14 protein-coding genes and 1 pseudogene are annotated in these 18,621 nt (G+C 72.5%); 8 read left to right on the top strand and 7 right to left on the bottom strand.

Annotation, left to right across the window (positions count from 1 at the left end; translation table 11 throughout):
• Nucleotides 1-52: 52 nt before the first annotated feature.
• Both ACIA8X_RS13460 and sigJ read right to left on the bottom strand, forming a co-directional pair.
• The gene (locus ACIA8X_RS13460) at nucleotides 53-814 is read right to left on the bottom strand and encodes a GntR family transcriptional regulator (protein ID WP_393446305.1); all 762 of its coding nucleotides are present in this window, start codon (nucleotides 812-814) and stop codon (nucleotides 53-55) included.
• Nucleotides 815-1,075: 261 nt separating this feature from the next.
• The gene (gene sigJ, locus ACIA8X_RS13455) at nucleotides 1,076-1,963 is read right to left on the bottom strand and encodes an RNA polymerase sigma factor SigJ (RefSeq protein ID WP_393446306.1); all 888 of its coding nucleotides are present in this window, start codon (nucleotides 1,961-1,963) and stop codon (nucleotides 1,076-1,078) included.
• Between the two features lie 203 nt (nucleotides 1,964-2,166).
• Between sigJ and ACIA8X_RS13450 the strand changes: the two genes are divergently transcribed.
• Nucleotides 2,167-2,997: an alpha/beta fold hydrolase gene (locus ACIA8X_RS13450; RefSeq protein WP_393446308.1), complete on the top strand. Its 831-nt coding sequence runs from the start codon at nucleotides 2,167-2,169 to the stop codon at nucleotides 2,995-2,997.
• A gap of 63 nt (nucleotides 2,998-3,060) precedes the next feature.
• Here the strand turns inward: ACIA8X_RS13450 and ACIA8X_RS13445 are convergent.
• Nucleotides 3,061-3,897: pseudogene (locus ACIA8X_RS13445) on the bottom strand (DMT family transporter); the annotation flags it as partial.
• A gap of 47 nt (nucleotides 3,898-3,944) precedes the next feature.
• On the opposite strand from ACIA8X_RS13445, the gene ACIA8X_RS13440 reads away from it, so the two are divergent.
• The 5 genes from ACIA8X_RS13440 to ACIA8X_RS13420 all read left to right on the top strand — a co-directional run bounded on the left by ACIA8X_RS13440 (nucleotide 3,945) and on the right by ACIA8X_RS13420 (nucleotide 13,027).
• Nucleotides 3,945-5,441 carry a PLP-dependent aminotransferase family protein gene (locus tag ACIA8X_RS13440; RefSeq protein WP_399458336.1) on the top strand — a complete coding sequence of 499 codons (1,497 nt, stop codon included), beginning with the start codon at nucleotides 3,945-3,947 and terminating at the stop codon, nucleotides 5,439-5,441.
• Between the two features lie 199 nt (nucleotides 5,442-5,640).
• Nucleotides 5,641-7,215, top strand: a complete 1,575-nt coding sequence (locus tag ACIA8X_RS13435; protein WP_399458335.1) for an alkaline phosphatase D family protein — start codon at nucleotides 5,641-5,643, stop codon at nucleotides 7,213-7,215.
• 157 nt (nucleotides 7,216-7,372) lie between these two features.
• Complete coding sequence (locus tag ACIA8X_RS13430; RefSeq protein WP_399458334.1) at nucleotides 7,373-8,794, top strand: SWIM zinc finger family protein; 1,422 nt, start codon at nucleotides 7,373-7,375, stop codon at nucleotides 8,792-8,794.
• The gene (locus tag ACIA8X_RS13425; RefSeq protein ID WP_399458333.1) at nucleotides 8,791-11,439 is read left to right on the top strand and encodes a DUF6493 family protein; all 2,649 of its coding nucleotides are present in this window, start codon (nucleotides 8,791-8,793) and stop codon (nucleotides 11,437-11,439) included. The genes ACIA8X_RS13430 and ACIA8X_RS13425 overlap by 4 nt, the downstream gene beginning before the upstream one ends.
• Nucleotides 11,440-11,593: 154 nt before the next feature.
• Entirely contained in the window at nucleotides 11,594-13,027 is a 1,434-nt protein-coding gene (locus ACIA8X_RS13420; protein WP_393446318.1) for a GNAT family N-acetyltransferase, read from the top strand.
• Nucleotides 13,028-13,039: 12 nt separating this feature from the next.
• Here ACIA8X_RS13420 and ACIA8X_RS13415 read toward each other — a convergent pair whose 3' ends face one another.
• Entirely contained in the window at nucleotides 13,040-14,248 is a 1,209-nt protein-coding gene (locus ACIA8X_RS13415) for a trans-sulfuration enzyme family protein (protein ID WP_393446433.1), read from the bottom strand.
• A gap of 93 nt (nucleotides 14,249-14,341) precedes the next feature.
• Here ACIA8X_RS13415 and ACIA8X_RS13410 point away from each other — a divergent pair, with 93 nt between their 5' ends.
• Both ACIA8X_RS13410 and ACIA8X_RS13405 read left to right on the top strand, forming a co-directional pair.
• Nucleotides 14,342-14,848, top strand: coding sequence for an Lrp/AsnC family transcriptional regulator (locus tag ACIA8X_RS13410; RefSeq protein ID WP_393446320.1), 507 nt, complete (start codon nucleotides 14,342-14,344; stop codon nucleotides 14,846-14,848).
• Between the two features lie 63 nt (nucleotides 14,849-14,911).
• A complete protein-coding gene (locus ACIA8X_RS13405) occupies nucleotides 14,912-16,600 on the top strand; it encodes a DUF885 domain-containing protein (RefSeq protein ID WP_393446322.1) in 1,689 nt (562 codons plus the stop codon).
• A 39-nt stretch (nucleotides 16,601-16,639) separates the two neighbouring features.
• On the opposite strand, the gene ACIA8X_RS13400 is transcribed toward ACIA8X_RS13405, so the two are convergent.
• The 3 genes from ACIA8X_RS13400 to ACIA8X_RS13390 form a co-directional block, all read right to left on the bottom strand.
• Nucleotides 16,640-17,473, bottom strand: coding sequence for an SDR family oxidoreductase (locus ACIA8X_RS13400; protein WP_393446324.1), 834 nt, complete (start codon nucleotides 17,471-17,473; stop codon nucleotides 16,640-16,642).
• Between the two features lie 73 nt (nucleotides 17,474-17,546).
• Nucleotides 17,547-18,062: an immunity 21 family protein gene (locus ACIA8X_RS13395; protein WP_393446326.1), complete on the bottom strand. Its 516-nt coding sequence runs from the start codon at nucleotides 18,060-18,062 to the stop codon at nucleotides 17,547-17,549.
• 57 nt (nucleotides 18,063-18,119) lie between these two features.
• On the bottom strand, nucleotides 18,120-18,605 hold the full coding sequence (locus tag ACIA8X_RS13390) for a rhodanese-like domain-containing protein (RefSeq protein ID WP_399458332.1): 486 nt from the start codon (nucleotides 18,603-18,605) through the stop codon (nucleotides 18,120-18,122).
• Between the last annotated feature and the right edge of the window lie 16 nt (nucleotides 18,606-18,621).

Below are 18,621 nucleotides of genomic sequence, written 5' to 3'. Positions count from 1 at the left end.
GCCTCGCGCCCCGGAGTGCATCCGGGGCGCGAGGCATATGTGGGTACGGCGGTCAGGACGCCCGGCGCTCCGGGTCCTGGTGGATCTCCACTCCGCCTGAGTCACCGAAGGTCAGCCGGCAGGTGTCCGCGCGGTAGGTGGCGACGGAGAGCGCGGCCGTGCGGCCCTCTGCGAGGTAGCGGGTGGTCACCACGAGGACGGGCGCCCCGGGGAGCCGGTCCAGTTCCTTGGCGTCGTCCGCGCGGGCCGACCCCAGCTCGACGGCGCTCTCCTGGCCCTCCAGTTCCAGGTGCTGCAGTTCGCGCAGCACGGCACGCGCGCGTGCCGCTCCGGACGGGGTGTCGATCGCGGAGAGGTCGGGCACCGACGACTGCGGGATGTAGAGCAGCTCGGCGGCCACGGGCTGGCCGTGCGTCACGCGGGAGCGGCGCACGGTGTGCACGGGCTCGTCGCGGTCGCTCTCCAGGGCGTCGGCGACGGACGCGGGCGGCACCGCCTGCGTGCAGTCGGCGGGCTGCCAGACCTCGTCGGTCGCACCCGGCCAGGCGTGCTGCTCGGTGCCGACGGCCACGCCCACGCGCGGCGGCGCGACGGTCGTACCGACACCGCGGCGGCGCTGCAGCCTGCCCTCCAGTTCGAGCTGCTCCAAGGCCTGGCGGAGCGTGGCCCGGGCGACGCCGAAGCGGGCGGCCAGGTCGCGCTCGTTGGGCAGGATCTCGCCCACGGTGAATTCGGAGTCCAGTGCCTCACTGAGCACGGTCCTCAGGTGCCAGTACTTCGGTTCCGGCACCGATTCCAGCTGCGTGGTCCCCACCCTGTCCTCCGCAATCGCCGTGGCCCATCGGCGTTTTAGCGCCCTTGTTTATTAAAGGTTGTTGCACTTCTCTGCGACCATAGGACGGCCCTCGACCTTGGTCAATACCAATCCTCCATCCCTTGTGGACGGCACACGCATGTGGCTCGGGAACGTTCACGGCGTGTTCGTACAAGGCCACCTCTGTGACATGCCGGCAAAGCCCCCGTTGCACCGACGGAGACGGGACCGGAGGGGGCGCCAGCGATACGGCGATGCGGTCTACCCGGCGGCCAGGGACCCCAGCTTGTCGGGGTTGCGGATGATGTAAACGGCCTGGACACGCCCGTCCACGACGTCGAGCTGGAAGATCGAGTCGGGCCTGCCCCCGGACAGGACCAGCACCGCGGGCCCGCCGTTGATCTCCAGGAAGCGCCAGGAGAGGTCGGGAGCACCGCCCTTCTGGGCGACGCCGACGAGGAAGCGGCCCACCTTGTCGGCCGTCTCCAGGACCCGCACCGGCGCCTTGGCCTTTCCGCCGCTGTCGCCGACGAGGCGGACGTCCGGGGCGAGCAGCGACATGAGCCCCTCAAGGTCGCCCTCCGTGGCCGCGGCCAGGAACCGCTCGGTGAGGTCGCGTCGCTGGGTGGGGTCGACGTCGTAGCGCGGACGCCGCTCGTCCACGTGCTTACGGGCCCGCCCGGCGAGCTGGCGCACGGCCGCCTCGCCGCGGTCGAGCATGGCGGCGATGTCCGCGTACGGGTAGCCGAAGGCCTCCCTCAGGACGAACACCGCGCGCTCCAGGGGCGACAGCGACTCCAGGACGACGAGGACGGCGAGGGAGACGGAGTCGGCGAGGACGGCCCGCTCGGCGGTGTCCGGGACGGCGTCCCCGAAGTCGGTGACATACGGCTCCGGCAGCCAGGGGCCGATGTAGGTCTCACCCCGCGCCTTGACCTGGCGCAGCCGGTCGATGGCGAGGCGGGTGGTGATGCGCACCAGGTAGGCGCGCGGTTCGCGCACCTCGGACCGGTCGGCTCCGGACCAGCGCAGCCAGGCGTCCTGCACCACGTCCTCCGCGTCGGCTACGCGGCCGAGCATGCGGTAGGCGACCCCCAGGAGGACGGGGCGGTGCTCTTCGAAGACGTCGGTCTCGGTTTCGGTGGTCACTTCCCCATCCCAGCCGACGCGTCCGGCCGTGTCCAGGCGAAATCGGCGCACCTGGCCGGTTCCGTTCAACCCCGGTGCGCGCGGGGCGCGTTGGGGGCCACGCCTCCACCATGGCGGGCCGCATTCAGGGTCTACCCGTCGGTAGCAATTGCTGACAAGCTGTCTACGGCCGTCCGTCAGCGTGTCCCAGACGAGGAGCACCCATGTCCGCCACCGTCTCCTTCGAGGTCCCCTCTCTGCGCGGCCCGCAGAGCGTGACCGTCGACTACGCGCGCGTGGGGAGCGGTGAACCGCTGCTCCTGCTGCACGGCATCGGTCACCACCGGCAGGTCTGGGACCCGGTGGTGGACATCCTCGCGACCGAGCGCGAGGTGATCTCCGTCGATCTGCCCGGGTTCGGGGCCTCACCGGGCCTGCCGGACGACCTCTCCTACGACCTGGCCACGACGACGGCCGTGTTCGGCGCCTTCTGCGAGGCCATGGAACTCGATCGCCCGCATGTGGCCGGCAACTCGCTGGGCGGTCTCATCGCGCTGGAGCTGGGCCGCGAGAAGCTCGTGCGGTCCGTCACCGCCCTCTCCCCCGCCGGGTTCTGGTCCGAGGCCGAGCGGCGATACGCCTTCGGCGTGCTGCTGGCGATGCGGCACATCTCCCGGCGGCTGCCGCTGCCGCTGGTGGAGCGGCTGTCCAGGTCGGCGGCCGGCCGTACGGCCCTGACCAGCACGATCTACGCCCGCCCGGGCCGGCGGTCACCCGAGGCCGTGGTCGCCGAGACGCTCGCGCTGGCGCGGGCCACGGGATTCGACCAGACCCTCCGGGCCGGTGGGGCCGTCCAGTTCACCGACGACGTTCCCGGGATCCCGGTCACCGTGGCGTGGGGCACCAGGGACCGGTTGCTCGTACGCCGCCAAGGGGTGCGCGCCAAGCAGATCATCCCCCGGGCGCGCCTCGTCCGGCTGCCCGGCTGCGGCCACTGCCCGATGAACGACGACCCGGCCCTGGTCGCGCGCGTCCTCCTCGACGGCAGCCGCTGACCGAACGGCAGCCGCTGACCGACGCGGGGCACGCGTCAACGCGCCGGAGCCCAGGGCGACTCCGGCGCCGACCAGCGCGCTGCCCAGGGCCTGGACGGCGCCGTAGGAGCCGGTTCCGACGAGCGGCGCGGTGCAGGCGGCGGCGACCGGGATGAGGCCGGAGAAGAGCGTGGCGCGCTCGGCGCCGATCCGCTGCATGCCCATGTACCAGCACACGAAGCCGACGACGGTCACGATCACCGCCTGCCACATGAGTGCCGCGGTCTCGGTGAGGTCCGGCCGCCGCAGCCATGCGGTGCCGTCCATGAGCAATCCGGCCGCCGCGGACTCGACGGCGGCGATCCCGCACACCGTGGCGGACAGCAGCCGCGGGCCCAGCGGGCGCAGCACGGGCACGGCGAGGACCGCGAAACCGACCTCGCCGACCAGCGCGCACACGGAGAAGGCGATACCGGCGGTGTCCGTACGGCCCCAGCCCTGGACCGTGAACGCGCCCACGGCCACGAGCGACGCCCCGTATATGACGGCACGCTGAGGCCGGCGCCCGTCCAGCAGGGGGACGACGACGGCCACGACCACGGGCGCGCAGCCGACGAAGACACCGGGAACCGCCGGTTCGGCGGTGCGCTCGGCCGCGATGACGGCCAGGTTGAAGCCGACCATACCCACGGCCGCCAGCACGGCGAGGCGGACCCACTGATGGGCGGCGAGGGCCCGCAGCCGGGCCGGGGCGTCCCGCCCGGCCAGGGGGACGAGCAGGAGACAGGCAAGGCCGTAGCGCAGGAACTGGCCGCCTGCGTACGGGTACGCGCCGAGCAGGCTGTTGGCGGTGAAGGATCCTCCGACGAGTACGCAGGCGAGCGCGGCGAGGAGGGCACCGCGCGTGGTGGTGGCGTTCATGGCAGTGACGCTAGGAACCGACGCGGCCCGGTTTAAGGTCCATTTCCATGACGTCATCGGAGACCAATCCTGCCGGGAGGACGGCGAAGCCTCCTACGACGCCGACCGGGGCCGGGCCGGAGAAGTATCTGGGCACCCCCGCCTGGGAGTTGCTTCTGCCGGCCGCTTCCGCGCCCGCACGCGCGCGTGGGCGTTCGTTGCAGGCGGCGCTGCGTGAGGCGGTGCGGTCGGGGCGACTCGCGACGGGTACCCGGCTGCCGTCGAGCCGGGATCTCGCCGCCGACCTCGGTGTGTCGCGAGGGCTGATCACCGAGGCGTACGAGCAGCTGACGGCGGAGGGCTATCTGCGCAGTGGCCGGGGTGCCGGGACCTGGGTGGGCGGCGCCGTACGGGCCGCCCGGCCATGCGCGCATGACCTGGCTCCACGCTCCACCGACGCCCGGGCCGACTTCGTACCCGGCACGCCGGACGTGTCGCTGTTCCCGCGTGCCGCGTGGGCGGCCGCACAGCGCGGTGTGCTGGCCGAGCTGCCGCACCACGAACTCGGCTATCCCGACCCGCGCGGGCTGGCCCGGCTGCGTACGGCGCTCGCCGAACTGCTCGCCCGCCGCCGGGGCGTGGTCGCGGACCCCGCGCGCATCGTGGTCGTCTCCGGGGTGTCGCAGGCGACGGCGGTGCTCGGCTTCGTGCTGCACGCGCGCGGGATGCGCGAAGTCGGCGTCGAGGACCCCGGAAGCCCGCAGCACGATTCCCTCTACGCCGCCGCGGGCGTCTCCACCGTGCCGCTGCCCATGGACGACGAGGGTCTCCTCATCGGGCCGCTGCGGGAGTCGGGCGTACGGTCCGTCGTCACGACACCGGCCCACCAGTTCCCCACCGGCATCGCCTACTCCGCCCGTCGCCGTACCGAACTGCTCGACTGGGCGCGGTCCGTGGACGGGTTCGTCCTGGAGGACGACTACGACGGCGACTTCCGGTACGACCGCGCCCCCGTGGGCGCCCTGCAAGGGCTCGACCCGGAGCGTGTCGCCTATGCGGGGTCGGTCAGCAAGTCCCTCGCCCCGGGGCTGCGGCTCGGCTGGCTGCTCGTACCGGAGCCCCTGGCCGAGGAGGTCGTCGAGCGCAAGCGGACCATGGACCTCGGGCATCCGACCCTGGATCAGGCACTGTTCGCCCGGTTCCTGGAGCGCGGCGACTACGACCGTCAGCTGCGCCGCTGCCAGCGCGCGTACCGGGAGCGTCGCGACGCCCTGGTCGGCGCTCTGGAGGAGGACTTTCCGGGGTCGGAGGTGACCGGCATCGCCGCGGGACTGCACGTCATCGCCGCGCTGCCGCAACGGTACGGGCCCCAGGAGCGGTTCCTCGCGCGCGTGGCCGCGGCCGGGGTGGCGGTTCGCCCCCTGACGGACTACACGCACGCGCGTGCCGGTGACAGCGGGCGGCCGGGTGTGCGGCTGGTCCTGGGATACGCGCATCTGTCGCCCACGCGGATCCGGGCGGGCGTACGGCTGATGGCGGAGGCGGTCGCCGGGCGCCCGGGCTGAGGGGGCTGTCCGGGACAGCCGCGTCGCTCGCCGTGTCCACCGGGAGGTGACGGGAACCGTACGCCTGTCTGTCTCCCGTGTGACGCACCAGTTCCCCTGCGGATGCGGTCAGTTGTTCACTTGTGGTTTCCGTGTGCGCTGCGGCGCCCCAGTAGTTGTGGCACTGCACACTGGCCGGATCCCGCCCCTGGAGGCCTCCATGTCCCACCGTCCGTTTCCGGGCCGTCGCAGCGTCCTGCGCGGCTCGCTCGCCGCGTCGGCGGCCCTGACCCTGCCCACCGCTCTCGGCTCGGCACCCGCCTTCGCCCTGTCGGGGCGTCCCAAGGCGGGCTGGGGCGTGCAGACGGGAGACGTGACCTGCGACTCGGGGCTGGTGTGGGTGCGGTCGGACCGTCCGGCCCGGATGATCGTCGAGACGTCCGCGACCGAGTCGTTCCGGGGCGCGCGCAGATGGCACGGCCCGCTGCTCGGCGCTGACACGGACTTCACCGGCACGACCCGGCTGCGCGGCCTGCCGTCCGGCGAGCAGATCCACTACCGCGTGCTGCTCGCCGACCCGGACGACCCGCGCCGCACCGGTGAGCCGGTCACCGGCACGTTCCGTACGGCCTCCGCGCGGCGGCGCGACGGCGTGCGCTTCGTGTGGTCGGGCGACCTCGCCGGTCAGGGCTGGGGCATCAACCCGGACTTCGGCGGCTACCGGATCTACAACGCGATGGCCGCGCTGGACCCGGACTTCTTCATCTGCAGCGGCGACAACATCTACGCCGACGGCCCGATCTCGGCATCGGTCACCCTGCCCGACGGCAGCACCTGGCGGAACATCACCACCGAGGAGAAGTCCAAGGTCGCCGAGACCCTGGCCGAGTTCCGCGGCAACTTCCGCTACAACCTGCTGGACGACAACCTCAAGCGGTTCAACGCCCAGGTCCCCTCGATCATCCAGTGGGACGACCACGAGGTGACCAACAACTGGTACCCCGGCGAGATCCTCGGCGACACCCGCTACACCGAGAAGAACGTCGACGTCCTGGCCGCACGCGCCCGGCAGGCGTTCTCGGAGTACTACCCGATCTCGACCCTGCGCCGCCCCGACGGCCGGGTCTACCGGGTCGTCAACCACGGTCCGCTGCTGGACGTGTTCGTGCTGGACATGCGCACCTACCGCAACGCCAACTCCACGGACGACCAGCCCACCGACGCCCAGGGCATCCTCGGCGCCGAGCAGCTGAAGTGGCTCAAGCGCGAGCTGTCCCGCTCCCGGGCGGTGTGGAAGGTGATCGCCTCCGACATGCCACTCGGCCTGGTGGTGCCGGACACGGGCGACGGCAAGCCGAACGTCGAGGCCGTCGCGCAGGGCGACCCCGGGGCACCGCGGGGTCGGGAGCTGCAGATCGCCGAACTGCTGCGGTTCATCAAGCACCGCAGGATCACCGGCACGGTGTGGCTGACCGCCGACGTGCACTACACCTCGGCCCAGCACTACCAGCCGTCGCGGGCGGCCTTCACCGACTTCGAGCCGTTCTGGGAGTTCGTCTCCGGCCCGCTCAACGCGGGCGCGTTCCCCGCGAACACCCTGGACAACACCTTCGGCCCGGAACGGGTGTTCATCAAGGCGCCGACGACGGCCAACGTCTCGCCCGCCGGCGGCTACCAGTTCTTCGGCGAGGTCGACATCGACGGCGACAGCGGCGAGCTGACGGTGCGACTGCGCGAGTCGGACGGCACCGTGCTGTTCACGCAGGTCCTGCAGCCGGGCCGGGTCGGTCAGTAACTCCCGTGCCCGGGAGGCCGTAGCCTGGAATCCGTGCCGCGCACCGGTGTCATCCCCCGGGGCGCGGCACGGTCGTACCGGCCTCGCGAACACCCTCTGCCGGACGGTGTTCTGGCAGGTCAGGGCGATTGTCAGTGGTCGCGTCTACGGTTTTTCCATGACGCGATCTCTACAAGCCGTGGCCTATTGCCGACCCTCCGTGCTGGAGTCCGCAGCGGATGGACAGCGCCTGGGACTCGAGACCTCCCGGGGTGCGACGCCCTCGGGTGTCGAGGACCATCCGCGGTTCTTCGCGGGCTTCCTGACGGCTCCTCAGGTGGCGTCCGCCGGGCTGCTCGCGGTGGCGGACGTGGCGGCCGCTCGCTACTTCCAGCGGCAGCTGCGCGCCTCCCTGGACCCGGTGGTCACGGGCAACGGCGACCGGCTGCGGTTCGAGTCCTTCTCCGGCTGCGGCGGGGTGTACGCCCGCCTGGACGTGCTGGAGTCCGGCCTCGACGGTGGCGAGGTGGGGCACGGCACGACGAACGTCGACGTCAACAACCCTCTGCGCGAGGCTCTGTCCAGGATCGGCGCGGGCGATCCGCTCCATCTGCGGGTGGGCCCGGAGGAGTTGGCGGTGACCACGCTGGACGGCCCGGTCGTGGAGAAGAAGGTGCCGCTCCCGGACCGCTGGCTGCGGGGCTTCGCGGAGGCGCAGGTGATAGCGGCCGGCTTCGATCTGCGGGCCGAACTGCCGGCTGCGGACGCGGTTCGGTTCCTGCGGGCCCTGCCGCGCGGTGGGGGGCGCGGTGCCTCGGCCGGTCCGCGGTGGGTGGTGCCCTCTTCGGCCGGGACGGGCGGCGGGCTGCGGCCGACGACGCGCGCGGTGCCCGGCGCGGTGTGCCTGCCCGGCCCGGAGCGGCTGATCGCGCTGCAGCGGGTGCTGCGGTATGCCACGGCCCTGCGGGTTTACGGCCCCGCGGTCACCGGCGGTGCGGCCGCCACGGCGAGTGCCTGGGAGGCGGTCCTGCCGGGCATGCGGCTGACGCTCACGCTGTCACCGGACGCTTCGCGCGGCTTCTCCGGCGAGGGTGGCGTCCTTGACGCGCTCGCGACCGATGACGCCGCCGAGGACGCCGAGTTGATCGCGGTGCTCCTCGCCTGGGAGCCCCGCATCGACGTCGCCGACCTGGCCGCCGCCTCGGGCCTCACACCCGACCGGGTCCGTGCGGCCCTGATCCGCCTGGGCACATCGGGGCGGGTCGGGTACGACACGGCGGAGGCGGCGTACTTCCACCGGGAGCTGCCGTACGACGCCGAGCGTGTGGAGCGCCACAATCCGCGGTTGCGCTCGGCCCGGGCGCTGGTGGCGGCCGGCGCGGTCGTGCTGGACGGCCACATGGGGACGGTGACGGCCGAGGACGGCCATGTGCACCGGGTGCGTGACGAGGCGGGGGTGCTCAGTTGCAGTTGTCTGTGGTGGGCGAAGTACCGGGGCGGGCGCGGGCCGTGCAAGCACGCGCTGGCGGTGCGGATGGTGCGGCGGGGCGTCGTGGCGGCGGAGCGGGACATGGCACGGGTCGACGGGGGTGCGCGATGACTTCACTGATGGAAGCGGTACGAGCGGGGCGAACGGCCGAGGTGGTGAGCCTGCTGGACGGGATGACGGACGCCGAACGGCGTGCGTTCTTCCCCGAGTTGAGGGCACTGCGCAAGGAACTGAGGGCGGATCAGTGGACGTCTCAGTCCCGCCGCGCCTATCCCACCCTGCATGCGGCGGGCGCCGCGTGCCAGACCGGCGCGGCCGGTGTGGCGGGTTGGCTGGCGGCCGCCGACATGCGCTGGTGGCCCGCGTCACCGGGAGTGCTGATCGACGTCCTGGGCGACCGGGCTCCCGGCTGGCTCGCCGATGTGGCACACCGGATCGCCGAGCGGCCGGTCAGCGCGCGGGTGCCCTATGAGCTGATGGCGGGTCTGGTGCGACTCTCCGGCTGCCCGGTGCCGACGACGGAGGCCTATGTGCACGGGTGGGTGGAGCACATCGGTCACGTCTGGCAGCGCGGCGACACGGTCCTGGACCGACTGCGCAAGGACCCGCATCTCGCCCAGCTCACGGCAGCGCTGTTCGAGACGGACGACATCGGCAGCCGTCTGGCCTGGTCCGCTGCCGAAGGTCCGGACAGTTGGACCGACGCGCTCGCCCAGCTCACCGCCGAGGGCATCCTGGACCGGAAGGCCACGGTCGGCGCATGCCTGGCCCGGCTGCTGCGGGGCGGCCCGGCGGCCGACCACCGGGTGTTCCTGCGCATGCTGCAGGCGTTCAGCCTCACCCGGGACGAGCAGCGGGAGCACACGGCCGACTGGCTGGCACTCGCCTCCGACGCCGCGTCCGTCGTCGCCGGGCACGCCCAGTCGGTGCTCGCGTCGCTCGCCCTGGACGGTGAACTGACCACGCGTCAGCTGGTCGAGATGTCGGGGGCCGTCCTCTTCCGCACCGAGAAGAAGCTCGTGCGCGCTCAGTTGGTCCTGCTGGGCAAGGTGGTCACCGGCGAGCCGTCCACCGCCGAGGAGCTGCTGCCCGCCGCGGCCCAGGCGTTCGGGCACGGGGACTCGGACGTACAGGAGCGGGCGCTCAAGCTGGTGGAGCGCCACCTCGGCAAGGTCCGGAGCGCCCAGGCGCGGGACGAACTCGCGTCGGCCGCCGAGCAGTTGATCCCTGTCCTGCGCGCGCGGGCGGTCCGTAGCCTCGGGGCGGCCCCGGCGACCCCTGAGCAGCTGACGTATGAAGAGGTTCTGCCGCCCGCACCCGAGCCGGTCCGGCTGGCGCCCGCTCCGGAGTCGGTGGCCGAGCTCACCGAAGAGGTCGGGGCGTTGCTGGCGTCCGACGCGGACGTGGCGACGTTCGAGCGCACGCTGGACGGATTGGTGCGCCATGCCCATCAGGACAGGGACGCGCTGGTGGAGGCACTCGCCCCGGTGGTCGCACGCCGCTGGTGGGCCGACACCGAGTCCTCGCAGGTCCGGCTGAAAGACCACTTCGCCTACTTCACCAACCAGCCGCAGCGCCTGGAACTCCTCCTCGCGACCTTGCTCGACCAGGTGCCCACCGCCACTCTCCACGCGGCGATCGAGCACGGGCCGTCGGGTTCCGAGTGCGTGCACAGCGCTCTGGCCCGTGCCTTCAACGCCCGGATGCAGGAGGTGGCGTACAGGATCCGTACGGAACCGCTGCCGTTCCTGCTGTCCACCCCCACCTGGAGCACCGGTCTCCTGGAGCCGGACGAGCTCGTGACCCGCCTCGACGAGTACCGGCGCCTTGGCGCCCGAGTCTCGGCGGCCGACTTCGCGCAGGCACTGCTGCGGGTGCGCCGCGAGGACCGTACGGCGGCCGAGGCGGCTGCGGTCCGGGCAGCCGCCCTCGGCACCGCGGAAGGAGCACGCCTCGCGAAGTGGCTCACCGCGGACGGCCCGGCGCTGCCCGCCGAGAGGCGGCGCACCGCCGGCCCGCGCATCCTGCTGGAGCACGGTGAACTCCTGGAGCTGCAGGAGGACTTCCCGCGGGAGTTCCGGCCCCTGGGCCGACCGGTGAGCGTCTACGGTGAGCGCCGGTACTGCTATCACTGGGACGACGACATACGCCCGCAGTGGCTCGCCGTCCTTCCCGAGCGGCGTGAACTCGTCGCGGTCAGGCTGCTGCACGACCTGTCCACGGTCGCCGTGGACGACGTCCGGGGTGCCGCCGCGATCCTGCCGCTCCTCGCCGAATCCGAGGGCGAGGCCGGTGAGGCCGTCCACCTCTGCGTGGCGTACGGGCTCGGTGCACGGCATCCGGAGGACCGGCTCGCCGCCGTGGACGCCCTGCTGGTGCTGGCGGCGCGCGGGCAGTTGGATGCGGCCCGGCTGGGCGCGGATCTCGGGCAGTTGGCGCGGCGCGGCGCCGTGAAGCCGTCACGGCTCGTGGAGTCGGTGCGAACGGCGGCGGCCACGGGGGCGAACGCCACCGTCTGGGAGATGCTCCGGCACACCCTGCCCATTCTGCTCGCCGACCTCGCGACCAGTGGGGCGGCGGCACCGACGCGGAGACTGGCGGATCTGCTGGCCGTCGCCGCGGAGTGCGCCGAGCGGACAGGGGCGCGCGAGGAACTGCCGCACCTGGCACGGACGGCGGACCGCCGCGGATCGTCCCGGCTCGTGACCCAGGCACGGCGACTGCGCAGTGCGCTGGCGGAGGAGGTGGCCGCCTGACGGGCTACCTGACCCGGCTTACCTGACGGGGCTCCTGACCGGGCTACCTGACGAGAGGATCGCAAACCAGACATAGTGGCTCTTTACCGCCCGGTCACAAAGCGTTCGTGATCACGCAACACCCTTCCTTCACAGTGGGTGCATGAGTCGAGACATGTCTGATGTGACACGCGCGAAGCATGGCCGTCCTGTACACCACTGGCGCCGCGACGTGATCGAGCTCGCCGCGCTCTTCACGGCGGTGGCGGTGGCCGACGCCGTGGCGAACCTGGTCGGGCACGGGCCCGACGGACCGACGCTGCTGGTGGTCTCGGCGGCCGTGCTGGTCGCCACGGCGGGGTTCCACACATGGTGGGCACGCCGCCACGGTCACGCACCGCCGACGGGCGATACCGGCGCCCGGCCGCGCTCCGAGGAGCAGGCCGGGCCGTCGGACCAGTCGCAGGACGAGGCCGCGACGGTGTCCGAGGAGAGTGCGCTGTGGCGGATGCGGACGACGGTGAAGGACGAACCGGGGTCACTGGCCGCGCTGTGCGCAGCGCTGGCCGAGCTGCGGGTGGACATCCTGAGCCTGCAGACCCATCCGCTGGCCGAGGGCACGGTGGACGAGTTCCTGCTGCGGGCGCCCGGCGGGCTCGCGGCGGCCGAGATCACCCGAACGGTGTCGGTGGCCGGCGGTGCGGGCACTTGGATCGAGCGGGCCGACGCCCATGACCTGGTGGACGCGCCGACCCGGGTGCTCGGCCTGGCCACCCGCACCGCCCTGGACGCGGCGGAACTGCCGCTGGCCCTGCGGCAGTTGCTGGGCCGGTGCACCATCCGGTCGCTGCCCGCCGTACCGGCCGTGGGCGGTCGGGGGCCGGAGCCGGTGCCGATGGAAGGGGCTCTGGAGGACACCGTGATGCGGCTGCGTGCGCCGGAAGGTGGAGTGATCACTGTGGAGCGGCCGTATCTGCCGTTCACGCCGACCGAGTTCGCGCGGGCGCGAGCGCTGGTGGAGCTGGACGCCCGGCTCGGCCCGCGCGTGCCGCGCAGCCAGGACGTGCTGACGCTGCCCGAGGGCAACGACATCACCGTGCGCCGGGCGGACACCGGTGACCTCTCGGCCGCGAAGGACATGCACGAGCGGTGCTCTTCGCGGACGCTCGGGATGCGGTATCACGGTCCGGTCGGCGACGCGGCCCGCTACCTCAGGCACCTGCTCAGCCCCCGGTTCGGCCGCACGCTCGCCGTGCAGACGGCGTCGGGGCGCATCGTCGGTCTCGGGCACCTGCTGTGGGACGGCGACGAGACGGAGGTCGCGCTGCTGATCGAGGATGCCTGGCAGCGGCGGGGCATCGGCAGCGAGTTGCTCCGCAGGTTGGTGGGGATGGCGGTTGAGGCGGGGTGCGAGAGTGTGTACGCCGTGACGCAGTCGTCCAACACCGGGATGGTTGCCGCGATGCGGGCTTTGGGGCTCCCCCTCGACTATCAGATCGAGGAGGGGACCCTTGTCATCACGGCGCGGCTGGCTCCGCCGGTTGAGCCGGGGAGCGCCGTGGGGGTTGCTGGGCGGCTGTCGAGTGCGGGTGAGTCGGGGAAGGCCTGAGCGCCGTAGGGGCTACTGCGCGCCGGCGACTGCGGGTGCGTTGCGGCTGGTCGCGCAGTTCCCCGCGCCCCTGACGGGGCGCCCCAGCGCACCGTCCAGATCCGCCCACAGGTCGTCCACGTCCTCCAGCCCAACCGACATCCGCAGCAACCGGTCGCTCACCCCGGCGTCCCGTCGGTCCCCCTCGTCCACGATGCGGTGGCTGATGGACGCCGGGTGCTGGATGAGGGTGTCGACGCTGCCGAGGCTGACGGCGGGGGTGATGAGGCCGACGCCGGCGATGACCTCGTGCGGGTCGCCGTGGACCTCGAAGGCGACCATCGCGCCACCGATGCGCGGGTAGTGGACGCGGGCGATGCGCGGGTCGGCGGCCAGGCGGCGGACGAGTTCGGCGGCGGTCTCGGAGGCGGCACGGACCCGCACCGGGAGCGTGGACAGGCCGCGCAACAGCAGGTACCCGGCGAGAGGGTGCAGGACCCCACCTGTGGCGAAACGTATCTGCCGCAGCCGTCCCGCGAACTCCTCGTCGCAGGCCACCACGCCCGCCATCACGTCCCCGTGCCCGCCGAGGTACTTGGTCGCGCTGTGCAGCACCAGCCGCGCCCCCTGTTCGGCGGGGCGCTGGAGCACCGGCGTGGCGAAGGTGTTGTCCGCGAGCAGCGGGACGGAGCCGCAGGCATGGGCCACCGCCCGCAGGTCCACCTCGGCGAGCGTGGGGTTGGCCGGGGACTCGACCATCACCAGGCCGGTGTCGGGACGCAGGGCCTCCGCGATGCCGGCCGGATCGGTCCAGGTCACCTCCGAGCCAAGCAGTCCGGCGGTCAGCAGGTGGTCGCTGCAGCCGTACAGGGGGCGAACGGCGACGACGTGGCGCAGGCCCATCGAGGCCCGTACCAGGAGAACCGCGCTCAGCGCGGCCATTCCGCTGGCGAAGGCGACCGCCGCCTCGGTGCCCTCCAGACGGGCCAGGGCCGTCTCGAAGCGGGCGACGGTCGGGTTGCCTAGGCGCCCGTACACGGGCGGGCCGTCCGGTTCCGCGCCGGTCGTGGCGAACGCGTCGATGCGGGCGGCCTCGCCGCGGCTGTCGTAGGAGGGGTAGGTGGTGGACAGGTCTATCGGCGGGGCGTGCAGTCCCTGCCGGGCCAGGTCGTCGCGGCCGGCGTGCACGGCCTCGGTGGCGAGTGCTCTGGATGCGGTGCGTGCGTCGTCGTACCTGGGCATGCCGTCGTATGCCTCCCTGCTCGCGGTGTCCATGGCCGGAAGAGTGAACATCGGGCGGGGTCCGGCGGGCAGAGACCGTGTTACGTTCGGCCAATGGCCGAATCTGTCGTACTGGATCCGGTCGATCTGCATCTGCTGCGGCTGCTGCAGAACGACGCCCGGGCCACTTACCGCGACCTCGCAGCGCAGGTCGGGGTCGCACCGTCGACGTGTCTGGACCGGGTGACCCGGCTGCGCCGCTCCGGCGTGATCCTCGGCCATCAGCTCCGGCTGGATCCGGCCAAGCTGGGCCGAGGGCTTCAGGCGCTGCTGTCCGTGCAGGTCAGGCCGCATCGGCGGGAGCTGGTGGGGCCGTTCGTGGAGCGGATCCGGGCGTTGCCGGAGTCGCTGACCGTCTTCCATCTCACCGGCCCTGACGACTATCTCGTGCATGTCGCGGTCGCGGACATGTCGGATCTGCAGCGTCTGGTGCTGGACGAGTTCACCGCCCACCGCGAAGTGGCCCGGGTGGAGACACGGTTGATCTTCCAGCAGTGGGACTGCGGGCCGCTGCTGCCGCCCGACGCGCAGGGACACACGCCCTCAGCGAAATCGAGCTGACTTGGACAAGGGCCGGTCAAACCGGGCTGACGCGGCAGCGGTCGCCGTATGAGGATGGATCGCATGTCTGAGACCAAGACCCCGCTGCCCCGCGAGATCGCCGACGCGTATGTCGACGAGCTCATCGCCCTCGACCCGGTCACCGGTACGTACCTCGGCGTGAAGGAGAGCTCGAGCAGGCTCCCGGACCTCTCGCCCGCGGGCCAGGAGGCGCTCGCGCAGCTCCAGCGGACCACGCTCGCACGGCTCGACGAGGCCGAACGCCTGCCCGGCGCAGACAGTGACATCGAGCGCCGGTGCGCGCGCCTGCTGCGCGAGCGGCTGACCGCTGAGCTGGCCGTGCACGAGGCCGACGAGGGCCTGCGCACGGTCGGCAACATCGCCACGCCCGCGCACTCGGTGCGCGAGATCTTCACCGTCACGCCGAACCAGACCGACGAGGACTGGGCCGCGATCGCCCAGCGGCTGCGCGCGGTGCCGGCCGCGTACGCGGGTTACCGCGAGGGGCTCACGCTGGGTCTGGAGCGCAAGCTGTACGCGGCGCCGCGCCCGACCGCCACCTTCATCGAGCAGCTCACCGAGTGGGCGGACACCGGTGAGGGTCGCGGCTGGTTCGAGGACTTCGCCTCGGCCGGCCCCGAGGCGCTGCGCGCGGAGCTGGACGAGGCCGCCCGCGAGGCCACGGCAGCCGTGGTGGAGCTGCGGGACTGGCTGCGCGACGTGTACGCGCCCGCGATCGAGGGCGCGCCGAACACGGTGGGCCGCGAGCGCTACGCCCGCTGGGCGCGCTACTTCAACGGCACGGACCTCGACCTCGACGAGGCGTACGCGTACGGCTGGTCCGAGTACCACCGGCTGCTCGGCGAGATGAAGAAGGAGGCCGAGAAGATCCTTCCCGGCGCCGCGACCCCGTGGGTGGCGCTGGCGCACCTCGACGAGCACGGCAAGCACATCGAGGGCGTCGACGAGGTCCGCGAGTGGCTCCAGGGCCTGATGGACGAGGCGATCGAGAAGCTGGACGGCACGCACTTCGAACTCGCCGAGCCGGTGCGGAAGGTGGAGTCGCGCATCGCGCCGCCCGGCGGTGCGGCGGCGCCGTACTACACCTCCCCGTCGGAGGACTTCTCACGTCCGGGCCGCACCTGGCTGCCGACGATGGGCCAGACCCGCTTCCCGGTCTACGACCTCGTCTCGACCTGGTACCACGAGGGCGTACCGGGCCATCACCTCCAGCTCGCGCAGTGGACGTACGTCGCCGGGAACCTCTCCCGCTACCAGGCCTCGATCGGCATGGTCAGCGCCAACGCCGAGGGCTGGGCGCTGTACGCGGAGCGCCTCATGGACGAGCTCGGCTTCCTCACCGACCCGGAGCACCGGCTCGGCTACCTCGACGCGCAGATGATGCGGGCGGCCCGCGTCATCGTCGACATCGGCATGCACCTGGAGCTGGAGATCCCGGCCGACTCCCCGTTCCACCCGGGCGAGCGCTGGACTCCGGAGCTGGCCCAGGAGTTCTTCGGCGCGCACAGCAGCCGTCCGGCGGACTTCGTGGAGAGCGAGCTGACCCGTTATCTGACGATTCCGGGCCAGGCGATCGGCTACAAGCTGGGCGAGCGGGCCTGGCTGCTGGGCCGCGAGAAGGCGAGCGAGCGGCACGGCGACGCCTTCGACCTCAAGGCCTGGCACATGGCCGCCCTGTCCCAGGGTTCGCTGGGCCTGGACGACCTGGTCGACGAGCTGGCCCGGCTCTGACGCGGCAGCGTCGTCGAGCACCTGGTCGAACGCCTCACCTCAACGCCGGAATCCGCCCTCGGAGTTGATGACCTCACCGGTGATCCAGCCCGCCTCGTCCGTCGCCAGCCAGGCGATGAGGCGGGCCGGGTCGTCCGGCATGCCCCACCGGCCGGCGGGGAAGCGGGCCGCCACGGCCTCGTACGCCTCGCCGGTCAGGTAGTCCGTGTCGACGGGGCCGGGGTTGACGGTGTTCACCGTGATCCCCTGCTCGGCGAGCGTGGTCGACAGGGAGCGGGTGATCGAGGCCAGGGCGCCCTTCTGGAGGGCGTAGGCGATCTCGCCGGGCATGCCTCCCGCGATGTCCTGGCCGGAGGTCATCATCACCACACGGCCGCCGGGCCCGGCCGGCCTCAGCCGGGCATGTGCCTGGACGAGCAGCAGGACCGAGCGGGTGTCGACCGCCCAGTGCGTGTCGAGCATGGTGGCGTCGATCTCGTCGAGGGTGCCGTCGGAGCCGCTGACCGCGTGGTTGGCGATCAGGATGTCGAGCCGTCCGCCCAGTGCCGCGGCGGCCGTGGCGATCAGCTCGGCGGGTGCGGCCGGGTCGGAGAGGTCGCCGGGCCCCGCGAGGACCTGGGCATCGGGGTCGCCGAGCGCCTCCCGCACGGAGGCGGCGACGTCCTCGGGGCGGTCGGCTCCCCAGGGCATGGCGGCGTCGTGCGGCACATGGTGGTGCAGATAGACGCTCGCCCCGTACGCCGCCAGCCGCCGGGCCACGGCATGACCGATCCCGGCGCGTCTGCTGGCCCCGGTGACCAGGGCGGTCCGCCCGCGCAGGGGCAGGGGGTCACGGAGCAGGTCTTCGGGGGCGGGGTGCGGGAGACGGGGCATGGGAGTTCATGATGGGGAACGACCGCACGCCGTGCACCCGGTTATTGACGAAGGCCCTTCGGGCGCTGAACCGTCAGTGCGGCAGTCGTCGGAGCTCGACGAGCCCCAGCCAGGTCTCCGGTCCGGGCTGCACCTGGGCGGCGCGGACCGCGTACGCCCCCGGCTCCAGTTCCACCCGCAGATGCTCGGTCCGCTCCGTTTCCCGTCCCGGCCAGGCCGAGTCGAAGAGGACCACCGTGCCCGGCACCTTCCAGTGCACCTCGTGCCCCCAGTCCGCCGTGGCGAGGGCCGCCGGGACCCGCGCCAGCAGGTCCTCCTCGGAGTCGCCCGCGCACCACCGTACGAAGATGCCGTGGTCGGGAAGGTACGAGGTGGACGCGGGCTCGTCACCGAACACCAGCGCCGCACTGTCCCCCACCGGCAGGAGTCCGACGAACCCGTCGATCTCGCAGGCCCGGTCGTAGTCGGACGCCGTCTCGTCGCCGTCGGCGCCCGCCCAGAACGGCAGCACCGTCTCCGGCACCGCTATCAGCGGGCCACCTCCCGACTCCACCCACTCCAGCGTGCCCGGTTCCGCGTATCGCACCATGGCAGCAGAACCTACACGCACCGGGACCTCACCAGATCACCGTGGTCAACTCCAGCCTCAGCAGCCACAGTTGTCACCCGACACCGGCGCGGTCAGCGGGTCGACGGGGATGTTCTTGCGGCGCTGCCAGGTCTCGTACTCGAAGCCCTCGCGTGCCCAGTACTCGAAGCCGCCGAGCATCTCCTTGACCTGGTAGCCGAGTTCGGCGAGGGCGAGTGCGGCACGGGTCGCGCCGTTGCAGCCGGGGCCCCAGCAGTACGTGACGACGGGCACGGACCTGTCGAGGAGCTGCTCGGCCTGCTCGGGGATGAGGGCGGTGGGGAGATGGATCGCACCCGGGATGTGGCCCTGGTCCCAGGACTCGGTGGAGCGGGAGTCCACGACGACGAACCCGGGGTCACCGCCGGAGGCGAGGGCGGCGGCGACGTCGGAGACGTCCGCGTGGAAGGCGAGGCTCGCCCGGAAGTAGGCGGCGGCTTCGCCCGGGGCGGCGGGGGCGACACGGAGGACGGGGCTGGCGGGGGCGGCTGCGGTAGTCGTCATGACCAGAAATCTACGG

The organism is Streptomyces sp. NPDC051738, assembly GCF_044453205.1.
Taxonomy (GTDB): Bacteria; Actinomycetota; Actinomycetes; order Streptomycetales; family Streptomycetaceae; genus Streptomyces.
This window is presented reverse-complemented; position numbering and strand designations above follow the sequence as displayed.

Excerpts from the sequence above, each read along its gene's own strand:
- ACIA8X_RS13450 (WP_393446308.1), top strand. The coding sequence starts at position 2,167 with ATGTCCGCCACCGTCTCCTTCGAGGTCCCCTCTCTGCGCGGCCCGCAG.
- ACIA8X_RS13440 (WP_399458336.1), top strand. The coding sequence starts at position 3,945 with ATGACGTCATCGGAGACCAATCCTGCCGGGAGGACGGCGAAGCCTCCT.
- ACIA8X_RS13435 (WP_399458335.1), top strand. The coding sequence starts at position 5,641 with ATGTCCCACCGTCCGTTTCCGGGCCGTCGCAGCGTCCTGCGCGGCTCG.
- ACIA8X_RS13430 (WP_399458334.1), top strand. The coding sequence starts at position 7,373 with ATGACGCGATCTCTACAAGCCGTGGCCTATTGCCGACCCTCCGTGCTG.
- ACIA8X_RS13425 (WP_399458333.1), top strand. The coding sequence starts at position 8,791 with ATGACTTCACTGATGGAAGCGGTACGAGCGGGGCGAACGGCCGAGGTG.
- ACIA8X_RS13420 (WP_393446318.1), top strand. The coding sequence starts at position 11,594 with ATGTCTGATGTGACACGCGCGAAGCATGGCCGTCCTGTACACCACTGG.
- ACIA8X_RS13415 (WP_393446433.1), bottom strand. The coding sequence starts at position 14,248 with ATGCCCAGGTACGACGACGCACGCACCGCATCCAGAGCACTCGCCACC.
- ACIA8X_RS13410 (WP_393446320.1), top strand. The coding sequence starts at position 14,342 with ATGGCCGAATCTGTCGTACTGGATCCGGTCGATCTGCATCTGCTGCGG.
- ACIA8X_RS13405 (WP_393446322.1), top strand. The coding sequence starts at position 14,912 with ATGTCTGAGACCAAGACCCCGCTGCCCCGCGAGATCGCCGACGCGTAT.
- ACIA8X_RS13400 (WP_393446324.1), bottom strand. The coding sequence starts at position 17,473 with ATGCCCCGTCTCCCGCACCCCGCCCCCGAAGACCTGCTCCGTGACCCC.
- ACIA8X_RS13395 (WP_393446326.1), bottom strand. The coding sequence starts at position 18,062 with ATGGTGCGATACGCGGAACCGGGCACGCTGGAGTGGGTGGAGTCGGGA.
- ACIA8X_RS13390 (WP_399458332.1), bottom strand. The coding sequence starts at position 18,605 with ATGACGACTACCGCAGCCGCCCCCGCCAGCCCCGTCCTCCGTGTCGCC.